This is a genomic window from Vagococcus elongatus (genome assembly GCF_003987645.1).
GTDB classification, from domain to species: domain Bacteria; phylum Bacillota; class Bacilli; order Lactobacillales; family Vagococcaceae; genus Vagococcus_A; species Vagococcus_A elongatus.
Map to the genome: position 1 here is coordinate 44,390 of NZ_NGKA01000011.1, position 12,180 is coordinate 56,569.

The following is a 12,180-nucleotide window of genomic DNA, read 5'->3' on the forward strand; positions in this document are numbered from 1 at the left end:
GGATTTAAACCCCTTTTGATTTTGTTATCTGATATTTTTGTTGTCCAGAAGTTGTTTTTTGAATAGCCTTAATGCTTGTAGTTCCCTTATTAATATGGTGTAGAAATAATGTTCCAAGTAATATTCTTTCACTTCGTGGTATTCTGTTCCACTCATAGCCTTTAAACAACTCTTTTACTAAAAATATTTCTTCTTCTTTTAAATTTGCCGTTTCCTTAATAGCTTCATTTAATAATTCATTAACATCATTCATATTGCTCACCCCTCTTATAATAACCTTGCCGACAACATTGTTAATATCATTATACATTTTCTTTTTCCCTTTTACAATGTAATTAAGTAGTAGCAACTAGAAGTATATATTAAGGAATCTTATATATAATTTTATATTTTACGCTGACATTAGCCACATAGTGCGGTAATATAGATATATAAATCAAATACTTGGCTTAATGCCTGCTTTTAAAAAACTTTAATAGCAAGCACAGTAAGTGTAGACACACTTACGAGAAAATTGATGAAGCGGCCCCCTTTAGGCTCGCTTCTTTTTTATCCAATTTTCTACTTGTTCCTATCGGAATGATTTAGGGTTCCCCTAATACCCTATTACAAATAAAAAAGAAAAGGAGAATTTATATGGCAAATAGACTTAGAAAAAACGATATTCATGTAATGGTTACTGATGAGGAAAAAGAACTTTTTAAAAAGAAGCTTGAAATGAGCAAGTCAAAATCAATGGGACATTTTATTAGAAAAAGTGTTCTAGAAGCCCCTATATTTGTGATTGATATGAATATCTTTAGAAAACTACAAACTCTTATAGGAAAGAACTCTAACAACCTTAATCAAATTGCAAAGAGAGTAAATAGTACAGGAATAATCTATAGAGAGGATATTGAAGACTTAAAAAAAGAGAATGATGATATCTCAAGGGAAATAATTAAAATTCAAAATATCCTGACAAGAAAATATATGAATAAGGCTGATTAAAATGGCTATTACAAAGATACATCCCATTAAATCCACTCTCAGCCTTGCAATTGATTATATTACTAGCGATGATAAAACTGATGATCAACTATTAATAAGTTCTGTGGGCTGCTCTCCTGCAACTGCCCATCTACAATTTATTAATACAAGGGAAGTCAATGATACTAGAGGAATAGTTTTGGCTAGACATTTAATACAAAGTTTTGTTCCTGGAGAGGTAAGCCCTGAAAAAGCACACGAGATAGGTCTTGCTCTGGCCAGAGAAGTTTTAAATGGTGAATATGAATATGTACTAGCTACCCATGTAGACCGTAACCATATTCACAACCATATTATTTTTAATAATGTTAATTGGAAAACAGGAAAATGCTATCAATCCAACAAGCGAAGTTACCATAGGATAAGATACCAAAGCGACAAGCTATGCAAGGAAAATAATCTTGTTGTCATTGATGAATACTATGAGAAATACAAGGAAAAATATAAAACTAAAGGTAAATCTTATATGGAATATCAGGAGAGAAAGAAAGGTACCTCATGGAAGGCTAGGCTTCAATTTGATATAGATAGAGCAATTAAGAAAGCTAAAGACTGGGATGATTTTCTTAATCTTATGAAGCAATATGGATATGAAATAAAATATGGAAAATACATTTCTTTTAAAAAAATAGATGGTCAGCAACGTTTTACAAGGGCTATGAGAATAGGGGAAAATTATACTGAGGAAAGATTAAAAGAACGTATCCTAGAAGAAGTTGGCATGAAAAGCAAACGCACTAAAGCCCCTTTTAAGCCTTTAGATAATGTTATTGATATATGTGATAATGATAAGGTTAAAAGCTCTCCAGGGTACAAGTATTGGGCAACAAAGCATAATCTTTCTACTATGGCAGATACTATTAACCAGGTTAGAAGTGAGGGTTTTAAAACACGAGAACAACTAGAAAAAGCTATACATGAAAAAGCTACTGAAGTTCAAAATCTTCTTACAGAAAATAAAGATATAGAAAAACTTATAGAAGCAAAAAAGAAAATTATGGAGAACCGCTATACTATAGAACAATATAAAGAAATTTATAAATATGCTAAAAATCACCCTGAAGATAAGGCCTTTATTGATGAATATAACCTTCAACTTATGCTTTATAAAAAGGCAGTTGCTGAAAGTTTCCAGGACTCCGATGTCCTGCCTACTACCAAACAAATATACGAAGATCTTGAAAAACTTCATACAAAAAAAGAGTCTCTCATTGAGAAACTCAATCAATCCCGCCAAGAGCAGGATAGGCTATATCAGTATAAGAAGAACTATGATAATTATTTAGGGAAAGAGGTTGAGAGATAGTAGCTCTACCTCTTTTAAATTGATTTGAAATAAATGTCACCTTTAGTTTCCCTCGTCGTCCAATAAATTCCATGAAATTCATCCTCATTATCAATACAAAGCTTGCTAGAACCGTATTGCATAGGGTTTTTATCACTAAATTGACTTTTAGGTTGAGTTAAATAAGTATAGTAAAGAACATATTGATTATTCTCTTCTATAAGCTCACTTGTTATACTATTGCTTATTATTTCATCTGTTTTAATAATAATATTTATATTGGTTAAGGTTTGGGAAATAATTATATCTATATCTTTTTCTCCTGGAATATTATCATAGTTATATTTTAATAAACCACTATATTCTTTTTTCAGCTTAGGTATTTTTATTAAGGGATTATATCTCCAAATCCATTTTTCATATAATAAAACTAATATAGAACTATATCCTGCTGCCTCACCAGCCAATCCTCCGTAATCCCATATGTTTTCAGCACCTTTAAAATATTTTAGTGCTAAGAAAATAATAGCACTTATTATTCCTGCCCACTTTAATAAATTATTAATTCTAGACTTCATAGGCATAGAATCCTTTTAATTCTTCTATAAACCCTTTATAAATATCTCGCCTATCTGGAGAATCATCACATAATTTTTTTATATTATTTACCTCCATAAAATCAAGAAGACTAAATCTGTTATCATATAAATATTTAACAATATCATCAAATACATAACAATAAGTAGAGTATTTAGTAAAATATTGATTAGGAATATTCCACAACAAACATTCTACTCCAAAAGAACTTGCTTTTTGAGCATATGAATATCCTAAATCTTTCATCTGATATCTTAATTCTTTAGCAACTCTCACCATTTTTTTAAAATAATAATTAGTATCATTATTTTTTTCTACTCCATTTTTTATATGTTGTTCTGGATAATTAATTATTTCTTGCCCATTATCTGCTTTAATTAAAATACCACCAATATAATTTTTATCATCAAATCTATAGTCTTGTCTATAGTCTCTAGAACGCATAGCTGGAACACTATCAGTGTCTTTTCGATATGAGTTTCCATTTATTTTTATAGATTTATTCTTTCTTTCTACATCTTTATCAAAATGTTTGATTAAAGCATCTTCAACTTCATCTTTAAAACTTTTAACTCTCGGAGTAGCATTTGTAAATCCATAATCCTCCCCGGACACATTCGGTCTATATTTAGGTCGAAATGTATCTTCTTGGACTACAGCAATGTCAATATCACTATGTCCTCTCACATTTGTATTATTAGCATAAGACCCTTGTAAAAATAATTTAATATCATATCCACTTAAACTGTCAGTCATTCTTATTTGATATGCTGTAGAAGTTCCATATAAAGTCTCTATTTCATTTTCTTTTAATCCTAAATCACTCAAGGCTTTTGACACCATTCGTATAGAGTTCTTACATTGATTTTCTTCTGTTTCACTAAGTGGCTTTGCATAATCTCTTAATTGCTCTTCAGTAAAAATCATAACTATTAGTAATCTCCTTTCGAATTTAATATTTAAAATTCAACCAACTAATTCTCTTTCTTAATCACTCTACCCCTAAAGCCTTAAAGACGGCATCTTCTGCACTTTGATATGGTATTATCTGAAATGAACTCATTAAATCAGATGGTACTATTCCAAAATCAACAAAGGATGTACTAGGAATAAGAACTTTCTTTGCTCCACTATCTAAAGCTACTTGTAGGCTATCTGCTATTTCCGTAACCTTCATAATACTTCCACCAATGCTTATCTCACCTAGTACAGCTAAATTGTTTATAACAGGTTTTCCAAGTGCAATTGAACATAGGGCGATTAGTGTAGGAAGAGCTAGTTTCCCAGTCATTCCTATTCCCTGCATATCTTGATAATTTATAATGTAATCCTTTGTTGTAGTGCTTATAGTACCACTAATTCTATTTCCATTAGCCTTAAGATAATTAAAAGCTGTATTGCTTGCCTCTTTAGCATCACGATTTGAGCCAAGTCCTGTTCTTTCAAATTTACCATTGCCAGGAAGCATTTGAGATTCCAACCTGTAACAGCCTATCATTCCATTTCCACCAGTCGCTATAGTATAAACTTGTCCTGGATTTAATATGCCGTCAGGAATTAACTTATCACTACCCTGCTCAGGAACACCTACATATTTCTCTTCAAAAGTCTCTAAATCTATATATGAAAAATTAACATCATAAAACTCCATACCACCTATTTTTTTCAGTTGCTCTTTTACTCTTCTTCTCATTTCAAGAGATATGCATAGTATTTCTTCTATATCTTCTTTTGTAAAATCACCATGAGGATATATCAATTTTAAATAGCCATTAACCATTTTTCTAACAGCTATGGTATCCCTTTGATTTAGGTTTTTACCCAGTCTAAAATATTTATCCAAACTATCTCCGAATTGATTTTTACGTAGTTCTCTCAAAAATTCTGATAAATAGTCAGTTATAAATCCATAATCATTTGTGAAATGTTCAGGGCTAAACTTAGGAATCTCCCATCCCGGTATATAACAATGCATTCTATCAAAGAAAGCAGTATCTCTTGCCATCTCTTCAGGAAATGGATCAAACAAGCTGGAAGTCTTTAAAAGAACATCAACACTTTGATTAATATTTCCTACAAATACCATTGATGCCGATGCTGCTTTTTCTTCCTTCCCTCTAGCAAAAGAACCTGATGCCATAAAATCCTTCATAATTTGAATTCCATCTTTATCTTTAAATTTTATACCAGCTACCTCATCAAAAGCTACACAATCCCAAAGGCCTACAAGTCCAACTTGCTTAGTAGACATATTATAAAAAAGATTAGCTACTGTAGTTTGTCCACCTGATACAAGAATACTGTTAGGAGATATTTCTTTATAGATATGTGATTTTCCTGTACTTCTTGGCCCCAATTCACATAAATTGAAATTATTCTCAACAAGTGGGATAAGTCTAGTAAGTAAAAGCCACTTTTCCCTTTCTTCTAGCTCATCTGGCTCCATACCAATAGAACGAAGCATTATATCTATCCACTCATCTTTTGAGAATTTACTCCTTCCTTCCTTAAGTTCATCAATATCTACCTGAGGCATTTGAATAGGAGTAAGTCTTGTTATATTTATAGGATGCTTACTCTGTTCATTTTCGTCATAATCATAATCAAGTTGAATCATGCACCAAATGCCCCCACATAAAAGCCTATCATATCTTGTAGGATACTCATCAGGCACCAAGATATTACTAATTCCTAAATTTGAAAATTCAGCCTCGTATTTGTCCCTTCTAATATTTAATTTAACTGATACCTTATCAATAATGGAGAAGCTTCCTTTTTCCCTTAGTATAGAAAGAATTTTTTGAGCCTCATCAGGCCTTACAAAATTATCTGAAAGTATTTTTTTTACTGTTGTTAAGCCCTTATCTATAACTTCTTCATCATCACTACTACAGTATTGGCCAAGTAAAAATTCAAGAACATACACAGGAACATTAGCTCCTTCTTTAATTTTTTTAGTTAAGTCTTTGCTTACTATTTTTCCATCAAAATTTTCTCTAAGTTTTTGTTTTATTTCGGCTCTTATATCCACTAATTCCATACTTATCCCCCCTAACTAAAGAAATCATATTCCCCTGTAGCGAAAGGAATATCTATAACAAACTCAGTTTTCTTGGGAAGAACCTGTCCTGATTCTTCAAAAATAATAAGATTATAAGTCTTTTTATTATCATATTTTCCAGCCTTTAAATTAAAGGTCACATTAAATACTCTATCTTGCTCATCATCGGTATTTTTATCAGCTATAATGCGAACTTCATCAGATACTTTCTCCCCATATTCATTAACAAAATAAAGTAGGAAGTTAGCTGCTTCTCTATTAGTTGAAAGCATTTCACTTTGATAAAAAGATAAATTGAATATCATATTGCTGATTTTTCTTCCTGTTGATAATATATTTAATTCTACAGGTTTAACATCATATCTGTCTCTATTCCTCTGATATTCTTTATTGTCACTCCTAAGGTGTTTGTATTTAATTAGAGGGACAACCTTTTCTTGTAGTGAAATTCCACCATGGACAAAGTTGATTCCTCCACCTTGTTTTTTAATTCGGATATTATCTTTTGGTGCAAAACCCTTTAAACCTGATTCTTGATCAATAAATTTGATAGGCATTAGAAAGCTTGGATTGGCAGATTTGTCCATTATGGCATATCTTCTACCATAATCTACTAGGCCATCAAAGCCTTCTTTTGAAATCTTATCATCTTCAGTAAACTCCTCATAGGTATAGAGGAAACCATGATCTGATGTAATTACAATGTTTATACTTGGAAAATCATTTGCTAGAACTCTAACTAAATTTTTTATCTCTTCTATAGCCTTGTCACAGGCTGAAAAAACCATTGAATCAGAAGTGTGACTAGATGAATCTATCTGATCATGATATATATAAACAACATCCATGCCTTTTGCTTGCTCTCTTCTTTCTTCTTTCTTCATATGGATTAAATCATCATATTTGAGTAGTTTAGAGTTCTTATTGGTATTTTGTAGTACTCTTTCTCTGTTTCCCATATCTGTTGATTCCCCATTAATAATGACTTTTAGGCTATTATTTCTGATTTCTGTCTTTAAGCCATTATTAGGCAGTAGAGCAGCCATGCCAAAAGGTGTAATTGTTGGAAAAACAGCTTCCATATTGTCAATTTCTACTTTACATTGCATATCTTGTTTTAATTCTGTAACTAGTTCCTTTGCTACTTCATATCGTAAAGCATCTGATATAATTACAAAGGTTCTTGACTTAGCTCTTTTAATATTGTTTTCATAAAAATCTACCTGCTGGTCAACTTCAAGAACCCTTCCATACTCCTCAAGTTCTCTACTGCTGATATTAGACCAGTTGGTAAGAAGCTTTTCTAAGAACCAATTTTTATAGATTCCTTCAGCCCTATCCACAGTAAATTTAAATAAATCATCAAGCTTGTCATTTGAATTTCTAAGACTTTTCTGATATGCTCTCTGAAATTTCCTATAGTAGGTATCCATTAAGTAAAACTTGTCTGTATAGGTCTTCCATAGTCCTTTTGCACTTGTCATATGAAATGAAGACTGGTTTTTATTATAAAAATCTTTCATTTTACCTATATTATAGATTCCTTCATAGTATGAAGAAAATTCTCCAAACCAGCTTCCTACTCGTCTTTTTTCAAATATATCTGAAATATCCTCTGGGTCAATAATATCATTTTTAATATTGGTCATTAGTTTTATAAGTATAACTTCATCAACGCATGGAAAACTTTCATTTTTTTCAAAATCTATAATGTCTAATTTCATTAATCTTTCATCTAGTCGAATCTCTCTTTCTATAATACGAGCGAGCTTATAGATGTATTTTTCTTCCTTAGCATTTCTAAGCCAATCCTCAACAAATTGAAAGCAGAAGGCTTCATGAGGACTAGATATATAGTCATCTAGGCCTAAAAAAGCTTCTTTATTTATATTTCTTGATGTAGCAGTAAGAAATATATGGATGGAAAGACTTTTCAGTTTGTTTTCCTCACTTTGATAACCTGTACCTTGATATACCATTTCCCAAAATCTTTTATCTATCTTATAGTTCACAAAATCCTTGTAAATATGATTATCATCATTTTCAAGTCCAGCCTTCAACACTTCTCTAATAATGGGTCCTGGTTGCATGTCAGATCCAGCTATACTACTCATAATGGCAAGTTCTAAATGTGCAGAACTTTCAATTCTATTTGCTTTTCCCTTTACAAACTCTCTTCTTGCTTTAGCATTAAAATATTTCTTATATTCTTTTACAGACTGCCTTATGGTGATGGTATCAGGTAAATTCATTTCTTTAGTCTGTATAGACCCTAAGTCTGCCCTAAAATCCTCACTATACCTCATGATATCTCTAATCCAGTTATCTTCAATGTTGTCAAAATAAAATGGGCAATAAACAAGGAAATCTGATTCTTGGTCATCAAAAGATAAGAGTTTTTTCACTATAAACTTATTATTCTTGGCCATCTTTAGAACTCTTACGTCTTGAATGCTTATAGTATCAATTGCATCTTCAAATTCTCTCTCTTCATCTTTCCAAAAGATAATCCTTCTCTTGTAAAATTCAGGATAAGGTTCTTTAAATCTTTTCTCTAAATCTTTTAAAATTTCTTCTAAGTCCAAAGTCCTTGCCTCCCTTACTTAATCTTAGATAAAACATCTTTAAATATTTTATAGTTTTCTTTTACTCCATCATCAAGGTCTATATCTATATAGGAGTCTGCAAGATGCTGGATCTTTTCTTCAAATTGCTGGGATTCAATAATTTTCTTTTTAAATTCATCTGCTCTTTTTTCAAGCTCTATTTTTCTACTTCCACTAGCCTGGCTAATATTTTCTTCTAGCCTAGCAAGCTCTTGTTTATACCTATCTTGGATTTCAAAAACATAATTTACTCTTATTTTTGCAAACATATCCTTATCGTATCTGTGAAGGTAGAACAAGCCCCTACAGGCCCCATTTTTGCCAGAGTCATATTGCCAGTAAATAGGTAGATTCCTATACATGCTACAATGATCCTTATAAAAATCATTTAAGAAATAATTCCTTATTTTATCCCTGCTTCCAATATTCTGCCCCCCCTTTAGGACAGAAGCTACAAAGTCTAAGTTTTCATTTATATTTTCTTCACCAAAAATAACTTTCAAAAACTTAACAAATAATTCTACGATATCATCTTCAAAGTACTCCTGATCAGTAAAGGATATGATACCGTCTTTGCTTGGTTTGAAAGAGGAGTACTTTGATTGATCAAAATCCCCACCTGCAAAGGCAAGGCCCTCTATATCAAGGGAGTATCTTCCCATAAGACAACCTATAAAATAAGATAAGAAGTTTTTGATTACATCTTCTTTTGTTAAAATATATTTATTACCCTTGATATCATCATATATTTCATCCTTAGAATCAAAGATTTTGGCTATGGTAATGTTCTTGTCCGATACTTCAGGGGTTAGCTCTTCCTCAAGACCATAGATTTCTATAAATATACGGTTTAGTTTTTCTTCATTAGCTTTAAGCTTATAGAATTGGGAATTAGCAAATTCCTTATAATGCTCATATGCTCCTTCTAAGTTAGCTATATAAATCTCTTTTCTTTCAGGAATTATTCCAATTTCATATAAACTATCATAATAGATTTCCATATATTTATTAAAGTTTGCTAAAGGTAATATTTTAAAATTCCATGAGCTTTCGCAAGTATCCCAGTCTATTTTGGAGATAGAGATATTTTCTTTTACTAAACTTATGATGATTTCTTTATCTTCTTCACTAGTTATTAGGGGTATGTTTGAGATGTTCCCTACCTGAAAATTAAGTGTTGGGTTCAAAACTTTAATTATCTCAAATGATATTTTGCTACATAATAATCCGATTGTATAGTACAGAAGACTTTGACTAGCAAATAATGAAGAACCTCCCACATCAAACATAAAGCCAGGTGGAGAATACCTGACTCCAAAGTAGCTAGAACTCACAAATGACCATGTTGCAGATTCTTTGAATTGAAGTTGCTTCGCTCTTACAGGAGCACCATTATAATCCATTGGAATGCCATGGAATTTATGGATATCCTGTCCAAGCTTATACCAATTAACAACCAATTCTTGATTACCATACCATTTTCGAAATCCTCCTCCTTTATTATATGGAAACCATTTCTTGCCTGATTTATTACTATCTACGTTTGAACTACAATTGTCTGTAAAATCAACTATTGATATTTCTTGCCATGCTCTCACAAATAATGCATTTGAACCCGTATGCATGCCAACTCTTATAGTGCATGAATCACTTAATAACGTTTTTTTAAAATTCTTAAGAAATTCATCACTAACCCAGTATGCCACTGGCATACCTGGTATTTTAACAAAGTTATCCTTGCTAGCTTCATAAAAATAACTACAATTAGGATTTTCTATTGCTTCAAGTACTTTTTCTTTCTGAACCCCCATACCACCTGTAAATTCAGAAAGCCTAAAATAAAGTCCTTTATTGTCTTCATGACCATTTTTAAATACAAAGGCACATATAGGTACAGTAGCCTCCTCGAAGGCAGAATACTCCATCTGTATCAGTGTAGAAATGCTTTTATTTTCAATAATATACTTCCTTAATTTTTCGTATGATTTAATGAACATCCACACAAAGGGTGTCATAAAGCCTGAATATCCACTTGGTTTACACAGGTCAAAGTTTCTATGTATGAATACTGAGAATAAATCTGTTTTATAATCCTTATAGTGTTTATTGACATATTCTTTAAGCTGGCCATTCATCTTGTTTAAATAAGGAGGATTAGTAGCTACTACATCATATTTCATAGCCATCACCTCAGATACATCAAAAATATTTTTTATTTGTTCTTGAAACTCTATAGCTTGATAGGTAAATAAATCTATCTGTCCTAAATCAATATCTTCTATAAATCTTCTACAAAGTTCAAAATCGACTTCTTCAACTTTAATAATAGACCCATAGTTCTTTCCATCTTTAAAGTTCGCTAGTAGCTCTTTTATTGATTCTATAGCTTTTATTCTCTCTTCAGTTGCCAAACTACTACCAAATACTTCAAAGTATTTTTTATCTATATTATTAGACTCTGGTATAGAGTAAACATGTGGCTTAATACCCTTATTTAAAATTCTTCTACTATAAGAACGAGCTTTCATCATAAGAGAAAAATATGCAAGTTGTCTTGCTCTTTCGTCAATATCTAAGCCATATAGATTATCACTTAAAATATATTCTGCAGCTTCCCTTTCTCTATATCCGCATTCCTTGTATATCTCTATAAGAACATCAAATTCATATAAGAGGAAATGTCCTGAACCAACACAGTTGTCAAGTATCCTTAAATCTTTTGGATCTATTTTTTCATCTATATACTCTATTTCACCATTCTTTGGCATTACAAAGAATTCTAATTTATCCTTTAAATTACTATCTGGATTTCGTTCAATCCAATATTTACCCAAAGAATTATCAACAATATATCTAACTACCCAATCAGTGGTAAAGAGTTGTGTTGCTGCAGGTATATCTTCTTTGGCCACATTCCCTTTATAAATATTTATAACTTTATCTTTACGTTCTTCATTATAATACTGATATAGCCAACCTATTATCTGAACCTGCTCTTTCCAATCTTCTTCAGGTATTTCTTTTATCATAAGGTCTAGGACAGATTTCTCTCTTAATAGACCATCTGGTAAAAGTAACTCTGTATAATCATTAATCTTCTGAAACATACCTGGAAGAACTTCATTTAGGGCATTACACTGGGTAATAAATAGGTAGTTGAATAATTCTTCTTCTTTGTTCCCATCATTAAATAAATCTAAAACTTTTGATTTATCAAGTCCTAGAAGGTCAATATGTATGGCTTCAGATAGTATTTGAGGTTCAAACTGATTGTCTTCTGAAGAAAATACCCTAATATGACTTGGTAAATATCCATTCACTTCCATAAATCTTATGGCAATAAATCGATTAAACCAAGTATAGGCAACTTCCTCTATGGTTATGTCAAATCCATCTGATTTTATTTTTTCTATTAAAACTTTCCTTGCTTCTTTATCATCATTGGTAAGGATCTGCCCATTTAGGGCAGTATCCATATCTTCCATTTTTTGTTCCTTTTCTATTCCATATATTTTTGCCTTTTGGATTACTTTTTCTATAAGTTCATTTCTTGCCCAAATTGCAAAATTCTTAATAGCTGTTTTATTCATAGCCTATCTTCC

8 protein-coding genes are annotated in these 12,180 nt (G+C 31.4%); 2 read left to right on the forward strand and 6 right to left on the reverse strand.

All coding sequences use genetic code 11. From position 1 onward, the window contains the following. Positions 1–4: 4 nt before the first annotated feature. Positions 5–253: a single-stranded DNA-binding protein gene (locus CBF29_RS08240; RefSeq protein WP_026254112.1), complete on the reverse strand. Its 249-nt coding sequence runs from the start codon at positions 251–253 to the stop codon at positions 5–7. A 383-nt stretch (positions 254–636) separates the two neighbouring features. Here CBF29_RS08240 and CBF29_RS08245 point away from each other — a divergent pair, with 383 nt between their 5' ends. Together CBF29_RS08245 and CBF29_RS08250 are read left to right on the forward strand one after the other, a co-directional pair. Further along, positions 637–990, forward strand: a complete 354-nt coding sequence (locus CBF29_RS08245; protein WP_126809270.1) for a plasmid mobilization protein — start codon at positions 637–639, stop codon at positions 988–990. Between the two features lies 1 nt (position 991). Further along, a complete protein-coding gene (locus CBF29_RS08250) occupies positions 992–2,335 on the forward strand; it encodes a relaxase/mobilization nuclease domain-containing protein (protein ID WP_126809271.1) in 1,344 nt (447 codons plus the stop codon). Positions 2,336–2,349: 14 nt separating this feature from the next. Here CBF29_RS08250 and CBF29_RS08255 read toward each other — a convergent pair whose 3' ends face one another. From CBF29_RS08255 to pglX, 5 genes are all read right to left on the reverse strand, one after another. Next, positions 2,350–2,892 (reverse strand): Cap15 family cyclic dinucleotide receptor domain-containing protein, encoded by a 543-nt coding sequence (locus tag CBF29_RS08255; protein ID WP_126809272.1) that lies wholly within the window; start codon positions 2,890–2,892, stop codon positions 2,350–2,352. Continuing rightward, the gene (locus tag CBF29_RS08260; RefSeq protein WP_126809273.1) at positions 2,882–3,838 is read right to left on the reverse strand and encodes a nucleotidyltransferase domain-containing protein; all 957 of its coding nucleotides are present in this window, start codon (positions 3,836–3,838) and stop codon (positions 2,882–2,884) included. Before CBF29_RS08260 ends, CBF29_RS08255 begins: the two co-directional genes overlap by 11 nt. A gap of 64 nt (positions 3,839–3,902) precedes the next feature. Further along, positions 3,903–5,951 (reverse strand): protease Lon-related BREX system protein BrxL, encoded by a 2,049-nt coding sequence (gene brxL, locus CBF29_RS08265; RefSeq protein WP_126809274.1) that lies wholly within the window; start codon positions 5,949–5,951, stop codon positions 3,903–3,905. Between the two features lie 11 nt (positions 5,952–5,962). Then, positions 5,963–8,557, reverse strand: coding sequence for a BREX-1 system phosphatase PglZ type A (gene pglZ, locus CBF29_RS08270; RefSeq protein ID WP_126809275.1), 2,595 nt, complete (start codon positions 8,555–8,557; stop codon positions 5,963–5,965). Between the two features lie 14 nt (positions 8,558–8,571). Then, the gene (pglX, locus tag CBF29_RS08275; protein ID WP_126809276.1) at positions 8,572–12,168 is read right to left on the reverse strand and encodes a BREX-1 system adenine-specific DNA-methyltransferase PglX; all 3,597 of its coding nucleotides are present in this window, start codon (positions 12,166–12,168) and stop codon (positions 8,572–8,574) included. Between the last annotated feature and the right edge of the window lie 12 nt (positions 12,169–12,180).

Excerpts from the sequence above, each read along its gene's own strand:
- CBF29_RS08255 (WP_126809272.1), bottom strand. The coding sequence starts at position 2,892 with ATGAAGTCTAGAATTAATAATTTATTAAAGTGGGCAGGAATAATAAGT.
- CBF29_RS08240 (WP_026254112.1), bottom strand. The coding sequence starts at position 253 with ATGAATGATGTTAATGAATTATTAAATGAAGCTATTAAGGAAACGGCA.
- CBF29_RS08260 (WP_126809273.1), bottom strand. The coding sequence starts at position 3,838 with ATGATTTTTACTGAAGAGCAATTAAGAGATTATGCAAAGCCACTTAGT.
- CBF29_RS08250 (WP_126809271.1), top strand. The coding sequence starts at position 992 with ATGGCTATTACAAAGATACATCCCATTAAATCCACTCTCAGCCTTGCA.
- pglX (WP_126809276.1), bottom strand. The coding sequence starts at position 12,168 with ATGAATAAAACAGCTATTAAGAATTTTGCAATTTGGGCAAGAAATGAA.
- CBF29_RS08245 (WP_126809270.1), top strand. The coding sequence starts at position 637 with ATGGCAAATAGACTTAGAAAAAACGATATTCATGTAATGGTTACTGAT.
- brxL (WP_126809274.1), bottom strand. The coding sequence starts at position 5,951 with ATGGAATTAGTGGATATAAGAGCCGAAATAAAACAAAAACTTAGAGAA.